13 protein-coding genes, 1 pseudogene and 3 riboswitches are annotated in these 15,262 nt (G+C 58.4%); of the genes and pseudogenes, 10 read left to right on the top strand and 4 right to left on the bottom strand.

Annotation, left to right across the window (positions count from 1 at the left end):
• The first annotated feature begins 130 nt into the window (after positions 1-130).
• Positions 131-427: a cupin domain-containing protein gene (locus U5760_RS20875; protein ID WP_322014193.1), complete on the top strand. Its 297-nt coding sequence runs from the start codon at positions 131-133 to the stop codon at positions 425-427.
• Here the strand turns inward: U5760_RS20875 and U5760_RS20870 are convergent.
• The gene (locus U5760_RS20870) at positions 424-999 is read right to left on the bottom strand and encodes a TetR/AcrR family transcriptional regulator (protein WP_322014192.1); all 576 of its coding nucleotides are present in this window, start codon (positions 997-999) and stop codon (positions 424-426) included. The two genes, U5760_RS20875 and U5760_RS20870, sit on opposite strands and share 4 nt — an antisense overlap.
• Before the next feature lie 122 nt (positions 1,000-1,121).
• On the opposite strand from U5760_RS20870, the gene U5760_RS20865 reads away from it, so the two are divergent.
• From U5760_RS20865 to U5760_RS20840, 7 genes are all read left to right on the top strand, one after another.
• Complete coding sequence (locus U5760_RS20865; protein ID WP_322014191.1) at positions 1,122-1,277, top strand: hypothetical protein; 156 nt, start codon at positions 1,122-1,124, stop codon at positions 1,275-1,277.
• Between the two features lie 374 nt (positions 1,278-1,651).
• A riboswitch (Fluoride riboswitch) is annotated at positions 1,652-1,716 on the top strand.
• 369 nt (positions 1,717-2,085) lie between these two features.
• Positions 2,086-3,036, top strand: a complete 951-nt coding sequence (locus U5760_RS20860) for a respiratory chain complex I subunit 1 family protein (RefSeq protein ID WP_322014190.1) — start codon at positions 2,086-2,088, stop codon at positions 3,034-3,036.
• 31 nt (positions 3,037-3,067) lie between these two features.
• The gene (locus U5760_RS20855) at positions 3,068-3,715 is read left to right on the top strand and encodes a hypothetical protein (protein WP_322014189.1); all 648 of its coding nucleotides are present in this window, start codon (positions 3,068-3,070) and stop codon (positions 3,713-3,715) included.
• Complete coding sequence (locus U5760_RS20850; protein WP_322014188.1) at positions 3,712-5,154, top strand: proton-conducting transporter membrane subunit; 1,443 nt, start codon at positions 3,712-3,714, stop codon at positions 5,152-5,154. Before U5760_RS20855 ends, U5760_RS20850 begins: the two co-directional genes overlap by 4 nt.
• Complete coding sequence (locus tag U5760_RS20845; protein ID WP_322014187.1) at positions 5,151-6,725, top strand: NADH-quinone oxidoreductase subunit C; 1,575 nt, start codon at positions 5,151-5,153, stop codon at positions 6,723-6,725. Before U5760_RS20850 ends, U5760_RS20845 begins: the two co-directional genes overlap by 4 nt.
• A 2-nt stretch (positions 6,726-6,727) precedes the next feature.
• Positions 6,728-7,432, top strand: a complete 705-nt coding sequence (locus U5760_RS31700) for a hypothetical protein (protein WP_415914142.1) — start codon at positions 6,728-6,730, stop codon at positions 7,430-7,432.
• Positions 7,433-7,638: 206 nt separating this feature from the next.
• Positions 7,639-9,543 carry a proton-conducting transporter membrane subunit gene (locus tag U5760_RS20840; protein ID WP_322014186.1) on the top strand — a complete coding sequence of 635 codons (1,905 nt, stop codon included), beginning with the start codon at positions 7,639-7,641 and terminating at the stop codon, positions 9,541-9,543.
• Positions 9,544-9,677: 134 nt separating this feature from the next.
• Here the strand turns inward: U5760_RS20840 and U5760_RS20835 are convergent, their stop codons facing one another.
• Positions 9,678-10,457 (bottom strand): universal stress protein, encoded by a 780-nt coding sequence (locus U5760_RS20835; RefSeq protein WP_322014185.1) that lies wholly within the window; start codon positions 10,455-10,457, stop codon positions 9,678-9,680.
• A gap of 338 nt (positions 10,458-10,795) precedes the next feature.
• A riboswitch (Fluoride riboswitch) is annotated at positions 10,796-10,862 on the top strand.
• 214 nt (positions 10,863-11,076) lie between these two features.
• Here U5760_RS20835 and U5760_RS20830 point away from each other — a divergent pair.
• Positions 11,077-11,565: pseudogene (locus U5760_RS20830) on the top strand (RNA pyrophosphohydrolase); the annotation flags it as partial.
• 186 nt (positions 11,566-11,751) lie between these two features.
• Positions 11,752-12,069, top strand: coding sequence for a hypothetical protein (locus U5760_RS20825; protein WP_322014184.1), 318 nt, complete (start codon positions 11,752-11,754; stop codon positions 12,067-12,069).
• 235 nt (positions 12,070-12,304) lie between these two features.
• Here the strand turns inward: U5760_RS20825 and U5760_RS20820 are convergent, their stop codons facing one another.
• Both U5760_RS20820 and U5760_RS31695 read right to left on the bottom strand, forming a co-directional pair.
• On the bottom strand, positions 12,305-12,652 hold the full coding sequence (locus tag U5760_RS20820) for a helix-turn-helix transcriptional regulator (RefSeq protein ID WP_322014183.1): 348 nt from the start codon (positions 12,650-12,652) through the stop codon (positions 12,305-12,307).
• A gap of 570 nt (positions 12,653-13,222) precedes the next feature.
• Positions 13,223-13,486 carry a DUF3331 domain-containing protein gene (locus U5760_RS31695; protein ID WP_415914149.1) on the bottom strand — a complete coding sequence of 88 codons (264 nt, stop codon included), beginning with the start codon at positions 13,484-13,486 and terminating at the stop codon, positions 13,223-13,225.
• Positions 13,487-14,837: 1,351 nt separating this feature from the next.
• A riboswitch (Fluoride riboswitch) is annotated at positions 14,838-14,903 on the bottom strand.
• Between the last annotated feature and the right edge of the window lie 359 nt (positions 14,904-15,262).

The raw sequence follows: 15,262 nt of genomic DNA, 5'->3' as shown, positions 1-15,262 counted from the left end.
ACTGCCCTGCGCTGCCTCGTATGACGCGGGGCGGCTAGTGCAGGCTGCCGTACCGGCAGCTTTCCCTCCCACTGTACCGCCAGGCGCGCGATCTCGCCGTGATAATAGGGTTTTAAAAGGAGACTGGCGTATGCCCCTCATCGATTTCAAATCCCTGGCGGCAGAGAAGACGCAAGCGTGGAAATCTTCCATTGTCGGCACAGTCGATTCGACGAACATCAAGGTTCTTCGAATGGACGCGCAGCCCTACGAAGAGGAGATCCACGACTATAACGAGGGGCTGCTCGTTCTCGACGGAGAACTGCTGCTGCGAGTGGGGCCCGAAACGATCGTCGTAAAGACCGGGCAAATGTACCTTGCTCTGGCGGGGACGGCCCACGCCGTTCTGCCCGGCAGCCACGGCACTCTTGTCATCATCGACGTTTAAAGATCGCTTCCCGCTTCGCTCTTTCGACTACGCAGATAACCGAGGACCAGCGCAGCCAGTTCGACTTTCAGGAGCGGCGAATCGAGTTGCCCACTGCGGACCGCGGCATGCACAGCACCCTCGACCGCGGCGGCCAGCACCCATGCGGCCACCTCGTCACCCGCGTCGCCTTCGCGCCCGGAAGCGAATTCGATCACGGTCCGATAGGCGCGTCGATACGCCTCCTCGAAGTCGCCATAGTTCGCGCGCGCCAAAAGCGGAACGCCGTCGACAAGGATGCGGTGCAGCGCATGATTTTCGCTGTGCAAAACAATGACGCTCGTCACCAGTTGCGCTACGCGTTGCTCTAACGACACGGCCTGAGGTGCGCCAGCCGGTGGCGATATTGCATCGAGTACCGCGCTCAGGTGGCGCTGCCGGATCACCTCGGCCAACGCGAGCTTGTCGGGGAAGTACTGATACAGCGAACCAACGCTCACGCCGGCCACCTCCGCCACCTCGTTCGTCGTAAAGTCGGACCAGCCTCGCGCCGCCAGAACACGAATAGCGGCATCGACAATTGCATCGACCATGGCTCGGGATCGCTGCTGCCGCGGCGGCCTGCGCAGGACAACCGGTTGCCGTAAAACGCGAGTAGCCAAAGCCGCCTCCCCAAAGCCAGAATATGAGTATTAATCCGCATGACACAAGGATAATGCGGGCCGACAGCCCGTCGCAGATTGATTTTCGCGTCACCAATTCTCGGAGCAATCTCGGCGAGTATACCGGGGCGATCACGCTCACCGATGTCCTCGAGGTGATCGCCGGCGATGCGCCGGAACCCGAAAGGCGGCGCCACGACGGTGAATAGCCGAGACAGCCGAGCGACGAAGCGTATCTGGTCTCCGGGCAACTGCTGGCCAACGATCTTACCGAGTACCTGAAGATCGGGCGAAACGAAACGCCAACTTACAAGACCAACGATCTCCGCGGCATCAACCAAGGGCCGCTGACCGCGCGGCGAAGCCGTAAGGACAACCGGGTACTTGCCTGGCGGGGGCCCCATCGCTGGCTGAGGGCTCAGGAGCCGCGGATATTGCAACCAGGAACAGAGACGGTGACCCATGCAGGGTTACGCATAATCCGGTTGCAATTGATGACAAAACAAGCGACGCCTACCGGCGGCGATCGGGTGAGAATCGCCCCAAAGACATTGCTCATTGGCGCGCACCTTAATAGAATAGAAAGTAGTTCGGAGATGGCATTCCTCCGCATAACCGCCCGCAACGGCTGATGATGCCTGCAGTCCCTGGAAAGGGAATGGCGGGCTGTCATCCGACGATCCCTGCCCAGGCCTGTGTTTTCAAGTCTGGCGCGCCGATGTATTTCATCGCCCTATCGCTTGCCCAGCACGTACCGCGCCCCTTGCCGCAGCGGGCTACGGGGCTGCTCGCCCCGTTTCGCTCTGGAAAGCGGAGAGGCCATGGTTGCCAGTTAATGCTACCTACGTTTGAGTCTCAGCTACATGCGCGGATTCCCATCGGCCCAGCGGAGCCATATGCCTTGGCTTCCCGGCAGCCGATGTGCGTAGTGCGATGCAAACTGCGATGCAAACGGCTCGTCACCTCGTGGTCCAGTCGAGGTCGACCAGGTGCGGTAGTCATACCCGGAGAGGATTCATGACACTCTCCATAGTTTCGAATCTGCTGCAGATTCTGGCGGTGTTGCTATTTGCTCCGCTCGCCAAGGGTGTCCTGAACAGACTGAAGGAGCGTTTCCAGTCGAGACGGGGCCCCCCGGTGCTGCAACCGTATTACGACCTGTGGAAGCTTTTCCACAAAGACACCGTTGTTTCCGAACATTCTTCATGGGTGTTCCGGATAACGCCTTATCTTGCCTTCATGGCGCCACTCGTCGTTACTCTGCTAATCCCTGTTCTGACGGCCTATCCCCTCTTCATGGCCTTCATGGCCGACATGGTTGGTGCCGGCTTCATCCTCGCACTCTCCGGATTTTTCTCATCCGCTGCGGCTATCGACACGGGCAATCCCTATGGCGCAATGGGTGCAAGCCGTACGCGCATGGTCGGCATACTTGTCGAGCCGATCTTCATGATGATTTTTTTCGCCGTTTCCTTTACTGCGGACTCAACCATCCCCTATATCGTCCAGCAGAAGTGGATGACTTCGATCGCAGCTTTCTTTGCCCCCTCCCATCTTCTCGTCATTATCGCGTTCTTGATGATCATTCTCGCGGAGACGGGAAAAATCCCGGTGGACAATCCGAGTGGAGACTTTGAGCTGGCAATGATCGACGAGGCCAAAAACCTCGAATATTCGGGCCGCGGAGCAGCGCTCATGCATTGGGCCGGGAGCATGAAGCTCCTTGTGCTCATGTGCGTACTTCTCAACGTACTGGTTACCCCATGGGGCCTCGCGACCGACAAGGACATTACGTCTGTACTGCTTGCCATCCCGCTGGTTGGCTTAAAGATTCTGGTGCTCATATTCGTACTGGCAATCATCGAAACATCGCTTTCCAAGCTACGTCTTTTCCGCATTCCTGAGTTCCTTGGAGCCGCATTCGTCACCGTGTTCGTGGCGCTGATCGTGCACGTCTTTTCCTTGTGAGCCTTACATGGACCATTCGATAATCGTTAGCATGAACGCACTCTCCGGCGTTCTCTTTCTGCTGACCACGTTCATGATGCTGGCGCTGCGACAGGTTCAGGCCGTGCTCCACGCATACGTCGCGCAGGCACTTCTCCTGACGGTGTCCACGATACTGCTGGCGATAGGACTTCACTCTACTGAACTGGCTTTTGTCGCGTTGATCACGCTGATTGCCAAACCTCTGATCGTGCCGTGGCTCATTTCCCGGCTTCTCGGAGAGGGGCTGCGTGCCAAGCGGGAAGTTCAGGCGGTACTGAACGTCACGATCTCCCTGACGATCGCGCTTGGCATCAGTGTACTTGCCTATTTTCTGGCCTGGCCACTGCTTCAGGGCCCGGACGGCATCGTTCGCGTCAATCTCCCTATCGGACTGGATGTGCTGTTGCTCGGGATGGTGATGCTCGCCATCAGGCGTGAGGCATTGCCTCAGTTGATGGGATTGATGGTTATCGATAACGGCGCATTCTTTGCCGGCATCGCCATCACGACGTCATCTGCCCTGGTGGAGTTTGCCGCAGCGCTGGAAGGTGTGATGGTCGTGATGATTGTGGCACTCCTGACCCGGACGATTGCGAAGTTCGTTGGCAATACCGCAGTGGGCTCGCTGGCAGCCCTGAAAGAACGCGGTGCATCATGAGTCCCGTGTGGCTAATCCCCGCTCTCCCGCTGGGTGCCGCCTGCGCTGCCGCCATTCGCCCGGGAGCCTGGCCGCGGTGGCTGACAGTGATTAGCACCTTTGGAAGTCTATGTCTAAGCATTGGTTTTGTTCAGACGGTCGCAAGCCGGGGAGCACTGGAACTGATTCCTGGCTGGTTTGGGTTGAACGCGCTTGCTTCCCTGTTTCTACTCCTGACCGCAATGCTCGCTTTCACATCAGCGGTGTTCTCTCTGGGATACGTTCGTCGCTTATCCGGTGGCGACGCTGTGGCCGAGCAACGCTATTACCTGAATTTCAATCTATTCCTCGCATCTCTGCTTGCCGTCCCGCTGATGCTTGAAGTCGCGCTGACCTGGGTTGCCGTGGAGCTGACCACCCTACTCTCGATCTTTCTGGTTGGTTTCGAGAACACGCGGGAGGCACTTGAGGCAGCGTGGAAATATGCGGTTCTCACCATCATGGGCGCAACAGTTGCGGCGCTCGGTTTCTTTCTTCTTCTGTGGGGGCTTTCGCAGGCAGGCGGTACAGAACAGACGTTCGATGCACTCGTTCATTCTGCACCGGCGATGGCTCCGGGTCTTCGCAAACTCGCTTTCGCCCTGATATTTGTTGGATTCGGTGCGAAAGTCGGCCTCGTTCCGGTTCACACATGGTTGCCAGATGCTCATTCCCAGGCGCCTACCCCCGTCTGCGCACTTCTCTCCGGGATTGAGGTCAGTCTGATCCTTTATGTCGTCATCCGGCTCCTTCCCGTTTTCACGAGTATCGATGGCTTTCCGGTTTTCGACTGGCTGATTGTCGTCGGTCTGGCGTCAACCGGAACAGCTGCCTTTTTGCTGCTGCAGGTGCATGACTTCAAGCGTCTCTTTGCATACTCCACCGTCGAGCACATGGGCATACTCGTTACAGCGCTCGGCCTGGGTGCTGACGCAGGCTACGGCACAGTCCTCCACGTCATGACACACGCCTTGACGAAATCACTTGCGTTCTACGCGGCGGGCGTGGTCCTGCTCAGCGTCGGTACACGCGATATCGCCTCGGTTCGTGGCCTCTTGCGGCTAAACCCCATCTGTGGAGTAGCACTGCTGGCGGCGGGTCTCGCCATAGCCGGAGCGCCGCCGTTTGCGGTATTCATCAGCGAATTCACGCTGGTACGGGCCGGACTCCTGGAAGGACATTACTGGGCGGTGGGACTTCTTGCGTTCTTCATCGCAGTGGCATTTCTCGGGGTCATGCGGCATATCAACCACATGGTATTTGGCCACCCGGTTGAAAAAGCAACGCCCCATTTGCCGCCCAGCGCCGTGATCACACTCGTTCTCGCGCTGGCGCCGGTCCTTGTCCTCGGATTGTATATGCCGGCACCGCTAGCGCTCATCCTGAAGTCTGCGGCGGCAAACCTGACGGGGGCACCATGAATCACGGTGTTCTTCAGACGTTCTTGAGTGATCTGGCAACGCGCTTCGGTGATGATCTGGCGGTTGTACAACAGTCCGGATGCGTTCGCATCACTGTCGAGCCGTCGATACTTGCCGACGTGACCGCGCGCCTTCACGAGACCGGTGCGATTCTGGCGGGTATCGTGGCGGAACAGGAAGCTGGGGGATTCCGGTTTCATTACCCGTTCTGTGCGACAGGAATGGGTCTATGGGTCATCGTCGAGCTCAAAACGATGGCAGGCGAACTGGTACCGAGTATAAGCAGCGTAGCATTTGCAGCAGACTGGCACGAACGCGAGATCGAAGACCTCTTCGCCCTGCACTTCTCGGGTCACCCGCTACTGGGCGACTTCGTTCTGCACGACGAGATCTGGCCAGAAGGCGTTGCCCCCATGACGCACTCGTTTAGCCCGGTAACCCCCTGCGCACGAAAAGCCAATCCAGACTATGTGCCGCCCCAGATCGTCGAGGCCCCGGGGTCCTTCACGATGCCTGTCGGACCCATCTATGGCGGAATTACGGAGTCCGCACAGTTCTTTCTCGAGACCGTGGGCGAGGAGGTGATATTTACCCGGCCGCGATTCTTCTACAAGTATCGGGGAATTGAGAAAGTCGCCGAAGGTCGCGAGCCTCATGATCTCCTTCTCTTTGCGGAACGACTGAACGGACAGGCGGCTTTCGCCCATGGCCTCGCCTGTGCACAGGCGCTCGAAACGCTTGGCGGGACGAGCGTTCCGCCCCGGGCGCAGTGGCTGCGAGTCATGTGGGCGGAGCTGGAACGTCTTCGTTCGCATACCGCAACCATTGCCGGGATATGCAAGTCGACGGGCCTTTCGGTCCCGACCAACCTGGCCTATTCGCTGGTCGAATCGCTGTTGCGCCTCGCGGGTGAATACGCCGGCCACCGCTATCTGTTCGGGCTGCTGAGGCCAGGTGGCCTGGCGTGCGACTTGCCCAACGATCGGGCCATTGAACTCACCCGGCGCTCCGCGGAATGCGCCGATCGTCTCTCCGCATTGGGCAAGGCACTTTCCTTCGACAATAGCTTTCTCGATCGCCTGGAGGAAGTTGGCGTGATCGAACCCGATGAGGCCAGGCTCTATGGCCTCGTAGGCCCCGTCGGGCGGGCGTCGGGCTGCACCTGCGACTTGCGCGTCGATGTGCCGTACGCAGCCTACCGCTCCTGCGCCCCGGTCAAGTCCATGGAGACGGAGGGTGACGGGTACGCCAGGCTTCGTGTCTTTCTTGCTGAAGCGCTCGAATCGGCGCATATGGCGCGCCACGCAGCCGATAGTCTGCCCCCGGGACCTGTTTCCTGCACCTGGCGACCGTGTGCGGGTAGAGCGCTCGGTTGGGCTGAAGCGCCTGCGGGCACGACCTGCCATTTCGTCAGCATTGACGAAGATGGGCGCGTCGGCAGGTATCGGCTGATGCCCCCGGCGTTCTCGAATTGGCACGCGTTCCAGCTGGCCGCGGAGAATTTCGCCTTTCAGGATTTCCCCATTACCCTCGCAACCGTCGGCCTGAGCATCGCCGAATCGGATCGTTGATCATGAACATCTGGCCGCTAAAGGGTATCGCAAAGCACGTATCTATCACCCGATATCCGGCGCAACCGGAGACGGGGGCCGGTGTGAGCCCCGGTCGCCCCACGAGCGCCGCCCCCGATAACCATGGATTATGTCCGACGCACGCATTGCGGCCGGACGGCGGCGATGTCGATCTCTCGCGATGCATCCATTGCTTTCGGTGCGTGCGTGAAGTTACCTCGCTTGTGCAATGGGAAAACGACTATGAATGGTCTCGCTTCCTGCCCGGTCGCGGGGCCTTACCACGTGCATTCCGACGCTCGATCCATGTGCGAATAGTGGATTCTGGTGACTGCGGAGCCTGTCTTGCCGAACTGGTACAGCTTGAATGCCCCGAATACAGCCTTCACCGGCTGGGTATCTACGTGACGCCGAGCCCGAGAGACGCCGATGTGCTTCTCGTGGTCGGGCCGGTTACGAATGCCATGCGCGGTCCACTCGAGGCCGCTTATTCGGCCATGCCGGAGCCGAAACGGGTTGTCGCGGCAGGCACGTGCGCGGCCTCCGGAGGACTATTCGGCCCGACGTTCGAATGCAATAGCGGCGTGGCCGGAGCCGTCCCTGTCGATCTGGTTGTCCCGGGATGCCCCCCGCCGCCACTCGCCATTCTCCAGGCCCTGCTCGCGGTCATGGGCCGTGGACAGGCGCCGGGAGCAGAAGTCCGATGAACGCGTTCTTCATATTCCTTGGTCTCACCTTCGTCGGCGTCGCTAGCGCTCCATGCCTCGGGCAGCGGTATGCGCATCGCGCTGTGGGGTGGATCGGAGGCGCCTGCGCGATTGCCCTCGTTGCAAGCGCATGTTCCGTGCTCGTCGCAGGAGCGTGGACCGTTACCTTGTGGGCGGTCCCACCGTTCGGTCACCTTGTGTTGTCCATGGACGCCCTGTCCGCATGGTTCGCTTTCGCTGCGGGACTCGTCTTCCTGCCCGTCTCCGTGTATTCGCCTCGCTACATGATGCGGTACGAGAAACACTACTCGCTACCAGCCTTCGCCGCGATCTACTACGCGTTGCTCGCCAGCATTGGTCTTACGCTGGTCGCGCACGATGTACTTTCATTCATGATTGCGTGGGAACTGATGTCAGTCGTCAGCTACCTGATTGTCAATTACGAGCATCTGAACGACACCAATACCCATGCAGGCTATCTCATGCTCGCCGCCAGTGAAATCGGTGCATTGATGATTGCCGTCGCCATGCTGCTTCTTGCAATCTCTGCGGACACTTCGGGCTTTGATCAGATTCGTACCGGAGGGCATATCGGAGCCGCAACCGGATGGGCCGTGTTCCTCCTCAGCTTCTTCGGGTTTGGCGTAAAGGCGGGCCTGTTCCCCAGCATGAGCTGGTTGCCTCGGGCACACCCGGCGGCGACGGCCAATGCATCTGCTCTGTTGTCAGGCGTGATTCTCAATCTCGGCATCTACGGCATCGTTCGCGTAAACGGCGATCTGTTGCCGCTCACAAGCCCCTGGCCAGGTGTCGTGGTCCTGTTGACCGGCAGCGTGACGGCAATCATCGGGATACTGTACGCCACGACGGAAAACAACCTCAAACGTATGCTGGCCCACAGTTCCATCGAAAACATGGGCCTGATTACCGTTGGGCTCGGCGCTGCTTTTATCTACTCCGCCCTGGGGCGCGAAGCGGTAGCGGGTATCGCCTACATCGCGGCGCTTTACCACCTTCTGAATCATTCTCTCTACAAGAGCCTGCTGTTTCTGGGCGCCGGGGCGGTCGACAGTGCGGCAGGAACCAGGGACATGAACCTGCTCGGCGGCCTCATCCACCGTATGCCCTGGACGGCTGCCCTCTTTCTCGTCGGTGCGCTGTCCATCATTGCCATTCCCCCGTTTAATGGCTTTCCAGGCGAATGGCTGATCGTCCAAAGCCTGCTTCGCAGTGTCGAACTCGGAAACGTCGAGATACGCGGCGCATTTGCAGTCGCCGGGGCGCTCGTTGCCCTCACAGCGGGCCTCGCCGTTACGGCTTTCGTGAAAGCATTCGGAATGACATTTCTCGGACTATCGCGTAGCCAGCCGGCTAGCGACGCGCGTGAAGTCAGCCGCGGCATGCGGGCCGCCATGGCCTTCCTGGCGGCAGGCTGCCTCGCCCTCGGCATGATCCCGACGTACGTTGTCGGCACCCTGCGCCATGCGGCAACCGCTTTGCGTTGCCCGTCCGGCCCGCAAGCGCTGGTACCGCCGTTCTTTGAACCCCTGACACTTCCGCCGGATTTCGTAGCGGACTTTCACAGCCTTGGCGCGCAAATCGGCCAAGGGTGGCTGCCGGGTGCCGGGCTGGTCCTCATGCATCGAGGCGGCCCCGAAAACCCCATCGTATTTGCCTCCGCCCCATCCTACCTCGGTGTCGCAATGGCCGGCATCGGATTGCTGACATTCGTCCTTGTCCGTGTTGCCACGCGTCACCGTCGCCGGTTGCGGCGACGGGCATGGGACGGCGGTCTGAATCGTCTCGTGGCCCATCTCACGTACACGGCAACCGGCTTTTCGAATCCAGTCCGGGTCATTTTCCAGGCCATACTCGCGCCCGTGAAACCCGCACAGCAGGAGGTGGTCGTCGCAGAGCACTTCCGCACAGCGATCAAGCGTACCGAGACGGAGTCGTATGCGCTAGACAGCTGGATCTTCTTACCTCTGACGTTGCTCGCAATACGCGCCGCGCAATTGCTGGCGAGGATGCATCATGGGCGTTTGAATACCTACGTTGTCTATGCTATAGGCGCCCTGCTGGCAGCGATGTTGCTTGCTTACGCACGCTGATTTCCGGCTGCGCAATACGGCAGCAACGACAGCATGGCCCTACCTGCAAGTCAACGCACGCCGCGTCAGTAAATGGCCCTTCCGTGCCGACCGTCGGAGGCGTAGCGACCGTTTCTACCTGAACGAGCGGAGCTTCAATGAGACATAAGTACCGGCACGGTCCAGTTATGGAGCAATTCCCGACTCATGCTGCCGAACAGATTCTCAATGACCTTGGGGTGGCCAAATCCCCCTGCTACGATGAGGTCAGCGCGCTGGCGGTCGATACAAGTGAACAGCGTGTCGATAGGCTCGGCGTTGGCGTCGTCCGGCCATGTGAAAATCTCTGCTTCAATACCGTGGTGCGCAAGATGTGTCTGAACAAGCTTCGGTGCATCATCAACGTGATCTGATGGCGGTGCATGCTCGAATATTGTCACCCGGGCGGCTTGCCGCAGTATAGGCAACGCATCGTGTAGTGCACGAGTGGCTTCTCTCGTCGAGTTCCACGCTATGACCACGCTTTCGCCGAGCGTAGCGGGCGTCCAGCCGCCAGGCAAAACGATGACGGGCACCCCCGCGCTAGCCACGATCTCGTCGGGGATGCCCTTTGCGGCGATATGTTCCGATTCCTCGCCAGATTGTGACGCCACCACGAGATCCGTGTAATGCGTATAAAAGTCTTTCCAGCTCGAGGTTCGGCTCCCGGCCGCGCGGTATTCTCCAATTACAGACGCCGCATTAATCCGCTCTTCGAAGATATCTTGAAGATGCCGGGCCTTTTCGGAAAAACCACTGCTGAACGCCTGGGGCGTGCTGACATCGACTCCGAGCAGCTGCGCATCAAAGCGACGACAAAGATCTATCGCGGCGTCCATACGCGTCTCAAGATCGGGGCCTGCGTCGAGGAGTACGAGGATGTCCTTGTAGCTCATGTTTTCTCCCGTCAAAGTTGCTGAAACCATTTGCCATTTCACCCTGAAGAGACCAGTCGTACGTAAGGTATGCGTATGCGACTTCCTTATTCAATATGGAATACTTATTATTGAATTCAAATACAGAGTTAGACCGATTCCTGCAGCTTCCGGCACCTGATCCCGCAGCAGCATTAGCCGCGCGCAAAGCCCGGATTAGACAAGGTATACCATCGCGCCAGATTGATTCTAGCACCACCATAACCGAACGAATTCCCGGCGTCGCCCATGACGGATACCTACGCTGCAACGGCGGCACTGGATCGGCCGGTTGTCATGCCTGCCTTCCTGATTTACACTGCATCTATGGAGATGGCATACCTCCCTTAACCGCTGGCGCAAGCCGCTGATGATGCCTGCTAGCCCTTGTTACAGGGAAATGGCGGGTCCATCTGTTGATTCCCCTTCCCGTAGTCAAGGTTTGAGTTCTTCAAGCCTGTTCCCGCAGGACAAGTCATGCGAACATTGCGATGCGATGCGCTTTGCCTCGACCCTCTTTGGCTCGCAGGTAGAAGCTACCCGACGCACGCGGACTTTTCCTCGAGGATTTTCGGGCTGCAAAAGACGGTCGGGTATTCATATGGTTGACCGCGAAGGTTATCGTCCAAATATCGGCATCGTGCTGGTCAACGACCGGAATGAGGTCTTTCTGGGGCAGCGCGTTCGCGACCACAACTGGCAATTCCCACAGGGCGGGATCGATTACGGCGAAACGCCTCTTCAGGCCATGTTTCGGGAGCTCCATGAAGAGACTGGCCTGCTTCCCGAGCATGTCAAGGTAATGGGCCGGACACAAAACTGGCTGCGCTACGACGTTCCGGAGCAGTTTCTCCGGCACGGAAACAGGGGAACCTTTCGTGGACAGAAGCAGATCTGGTTTTTGCTAAGAATGATTGGCAAGGACTGCGATGTCTGCCTCCACACGACGAATCATGCCGAATTCGACAGCTGGAGCTGGAAGCGCTACTGGGCATCCATGGAGTATGTCGTTGACTTCAAGCGCGATGTCTGCCGGACGGCTCTCGGCGAACTCTCGCGTTTTCTAAAGCGCCCGATCGAGGCAACTGACGATGCGTATTAAATGCGACACTAATGGCGTGTGTTTGAAGGCAGCCCAACGAAATGAGAATTGAATCGATCCTTGCCGGCGGAAAACTGATTCGACCTTCGATAGAGTCCGATACCCCTGGCCACTATGTCTGGGTGGTTACGGTGCTACCTCCTGAAGCGCCAGATATCAAGGCGACCGTCTATCGTGGAGACTGCTGCGCATCCAGCGCTAGCGAAGCGCTGGAAATCGCTGCGGGAATGGCCAGGGAAATTGCCACAAAAGTCACAGCGTCTGGAGACGATACTTGAGGTGCCGTACGGTGCAAATCAGATTCGCATCAAGGAACAAAGCTTCACCCGATCAAAGAAGCACCGAATCACGGTTTTGACGCTCGCGATCGACTCGCAACCGCTGACGATTGAAATCGATGATCTGATCGCGGATTTTCTCGCTATGCACATGAATGCCCTCTCGCTGGCTGACCGTCCGGGCCGTTGTTCGCCATTTGAGCGGCACCGGTAAGCAATGGATTCCGGATGAAACCCATATGTGCAAGCGCGTCATGTGTCGGAGAGAGCCGACCCTCGACCTGTCATTCGCTACCTCATGCTCGACCAGCCTGACCGGTCCGTTAGCGTGGCCGATCTGCAGAAGTTAAAGCGGCTGAATGCACAATCTGTAGTTCAGCCGCTCTTGTCGCCAACGGAGATGCGCGCTCCCCGTGTCGCTGGGCTATCCCCGACCAGATCGCACAGGACTAGCGCCTGGTTAGACGTCCCGCGAGTCGCTCGACGAGTTCAAGAACCATTGTCCGATCATCACCGTTCAGCTTGCCGAGCAACTGTCCGAGATGCTTCGCCTGATCACTGCTGCGCGAACTCCCCTCCGTCATCAAGTCAGCGATATTGCAACCGAAGATATCGGCCAGTTCCATCAGTTTGACGACGGTCGGCATTACAACGCCGCGCTCAAGCCGGGAAATCGCTTCGTCCCGAAGACCCAGTTCGTGACCCAACTCTTCCTGCGTCAGACCGCTTTTTACTCGATGTCTCGCAACCGCTCGCCCTATGGCTGCGTTGAGGCTACCCAGATCGACTTCCGACATGTTCCCTCCTTTCTAGCCTGGCCGGTTTGGCTCCAACTATGCCAGATCGCCCAGCCAACGATCTGGGACATTCGCTCCCAGGACCCGTGTCCCTCAGTCGGACCTGCGTGGCGCCGCATGGACACGGCGAGGCATTGCGCAATAGATTTTCTTCGAAACCTGGTACCTCGCGAAGGTAGCCGGTTTTGCCCTTTGGGCGCGACACAGGATAGGCGGTTGGTCGCCGGCAGATTTCGCCCTCATACCGGACGATCAGTATGGATTCCCGGGCAAGACTCTGGAGCCGGGATAAGGTACCCGTTCAATCCGGGGTCCGAAGAAATGGAACATGGGCTGGAACAGTTTTCGGAGGCATGTCACCTCTATTCAAAAACAAGTTTAGTCTTCTCTCTAAGGCGAAACAATCCCCAACCCGTATTCTCCGACAGCCGTGGTTGCACTCAATCGATCTACATTTCAAGGTACTTTCCGACACACTGGCGGCGGCAATATACGCCTGAACGGAACCGCACATTCTCCATTGATCAGGCATGCGATCCCATGGCCATCACGGTAGTGGCCTGAAGAGGGTCAGGCAAAACGCGGGCGCAAGTGGTTACACAAAAGTTCCTCGATAGAGCAAGCTGCCAGCATACCGCTCGTGTGTGCAATCCTATTTCGTGTAGAGCGTCGGTAAACCGGATCACCTTTGCGAATATGGATGCCGTTCAGCAGACATTTCCCCGACCGCTTCGCCGTCCCTTTCCGCCACGTCTCCTCCGCCGAGTGCCCTGAGAGAGGGTCGCTCCACGAAACCAATACCGTTTCCGGGTCAGGCCGGTCGACTATGCGCATCAGCGATCTCAGATCCTCAACCGGTCTCGTCGGGCGCGCAGCGGATCGCGCAACACGACTGGCCCGCTTCAGTGTCGCTTTCGCTTGCGCAGGATCCAGGAGGGCGAGCGTCTTCGCCCAAACGATGGCGCGCTCATCGCCCATTGGCTCTTCCGTCCAGGTCGGTCTGCACATACAGGCCGCGGATGTCGATCGTGACAGGCTCGCGGCTTCCCTCATAACCCGGAAAGTCGAGCCTCACTTCCCGACGAGAAACGCTGAGTAGCGCGGTAGACTTCTGCACTCTATTCATTTTTTACATCGTTGTGAATGTCGCTGGGATCGTGCCATCAAGGCCTGCACTATGAGCCAGCGAGCCGGGTACGCTGACCGCCAAGACCGTCAGCTTCCGACGGTCTTGTACGCCGAAGCATGTCTGCAACACTTGGCATCGTCCCTGAGAGCACAGACTCCTCGAACCGTTCGAGCGCACTCAAGACAAGATGACCGGGCGCTGTATCCAGTTCCCGATCAAGGACACAAAGTACTCGCGCGAGCACCTGCCCTCCAGACCTGTCTACTCGCCAGCGTTTCTCGACGACGACGTTCTCCAGACATCGCTGCATGACCGCCTCCGCGGCGAGAAACAGATCAGCGGTGCCCCCTGGATCACCGCTCACCAGGAACCAAGTTATGTAGATAGAGCGTATCAACTCTGCCGCGAGATCCCCGTTCCCATTGCCGCATTCAAGCGCCGCCAGGGCAAGATGTGCCCGCGTGGACTTCATTTGCGCCACCGAAGCGGGTATAGGCAAGAGCATTGCGCTCGTGACACGCCTCTTTCGAGACCTCTTCATTCTTTTATTCCATTATTAATAAGTAGTGAAATTCAATATGCAGCCAAGTTAGAAAGATGGATGAACGGCAAGATGCCTCACATCTGACACCGCGCTCACAAATGATACGTATTGCGAATCATTGGCTTAACAAGCCCTCCCGAGGCGCCAGCAGCCCGGTTGCTCAAGCTCTAGCCGAATCCTGCCGACGCAGTCGGCAGATTGTCAGACGTGACAGGCTGCTCCGGTTCTACGCTGAAGCGCATCAGAACGGCGGTCTGGTGACGATACCGGGTCAACAGGATGCTTTGGAGGCGCTTCGGGAGGTACGCGAGTAAACGTAACGATCGTTCGGACTCTGTGAGCCGCTTCCTGACGCAAGTTTGGGCTGCAAGAACCCGCCAGGCGCAGTCGTCTTGCGCGATTGAGCATTAAGCGCTCAGGAATCCACATGAAATTGAATCCAGAATTGAAGAACTCAAGCCTGGGTAACGGGGCGGGAGCGCCCAAGAATCGCCCGCACCTCCCGAACCCAGGAATGTGCAGGCATCATTAGCCGGTATAGCGGCGGTTATCGGAGGTATGCCATCTCCATTGCAGAGGGAGTTTAACCGACCTCCACGATGCACCGCAACAGAATTTAACCGGCGCGCCACGATCTGTGGTGATCACAGGCAATCTGCATGGGCCTCTGGAAAACCACTCGGTACTGCACGCGAATGCAGCCACTCCGATGGCTTAGCCGAAACACTCGCCGCAGGCAGACCAGCGACTGTTCCTGATCTTGCGGGACGATTGTCTCTGCGGCATCAAAAAAAACCGGCCTGGCGGCCGGTTGGAGGTTCCCGTCACGGAACCATAGAGAGACGATGAATTATAGCGCCACGCTTCGCGGACGCAGCAGTCTTTTTTTAATCTCCCCGGTCTCGAGAGAAAATGGAGGACCGAATAACCCTCACAT

The organism is Paraburkholderia sp. J12 (genome assembly GCF_905220215.1).
Taxonomy (GTDB): Bacteria; Pseudomonadota; Gammaproteobacteria; order Burkholderiales; family Burkholderiaceae; genus Paraburkholderia.
This window is presented reverse-complemented; position numbering and strand designations above follow the sequence as displayed.

Bases quoted from the DNA above. Each gene is read 5' to 3' on its own strand.
- U5760_RS20875 (WP_322014193.1), top strand. From the start codon at position 131: ATGCCCCTCATCGATTTCAAATCCCTGGCGGCAGAGAAGACGCAAGCG.
- U5760_RS20870 (WP_322014192.1), bottom strand. From the start codon at position 999: ATGGTCGATGCAATTGTCGATGCCGCTATTCGTGTTCTGGCGGCGCGA.
- U5760_RS20865 (WP_322014191.1), top strand. From the start codon at position 1,122: ATGCGGGCCGACAGCCCGTCGCAGATTGATTTTCGCGTCACCAATTCT.
- U5760_RS20860 (WP_322014190.1), top strand. From the start codon at position 2,086: ATGACACTCTCCATAGTTTCGAATCTGCTGCAGATTCTGGCGGTGTTG.
- U5760_RS20855 (WP_322014189.1), top strand. From the start codon at position 3,068: ATGAACGCACTCTCCGGCGTTCTCTTTCTGCTGACCACGTTCATGATG.
- U5760_RS20850 (WP_322014188.1), top strand. From the start codon at position 3,712: ATGAGTCCCGTGTGGCTAATCCCCGCTCTCCCGCTGGGTGCCGCCTGC.
- U5760_RS20845 (WP_322014187.1), top strand. From the start codon at position 5,151: ATGAATCACGGTGTTCTTCAGACGTTCTTGAGTGATCTGGCAACGCGC.
- U5760_RS31700 (WP_415914142.1), top strand. From the start codon at position 6,728: ATGAACATCTGGCCGCTAAAGGGTATCGCAAAGCACGTATCTATCACC.
- U5760_RS20840 (WP_322014186.1), top strand. From the start codon at position 7,639: ATGGACGCCCTGTCCGCATGGTTCGCTTTCGCTGCGGGACTCGTCTTC.
- U5760_RS20835 (WP_322014185.1), bottom strand. From the start codon at position 10,457: ATGAGCTACAAGGACATCCTCGTACTCCTCGACGCAGGCCCCGATCTT.
- U5760_RS20820 (WP_322014183.1), bottom strand. From the start codon at position 12,652: ATGTCGGAAGTCGATCTGGGTAGCCTCAACGCAGCCATAGGGCGAGCG.
- U5760_RS31695 (WP_415914149.1), bottom strand. From the start codon at position 13,486: ATGCGCATAGTCGACCGGCCTGACCCGGAAACGGTATTGGTTTCGTGG.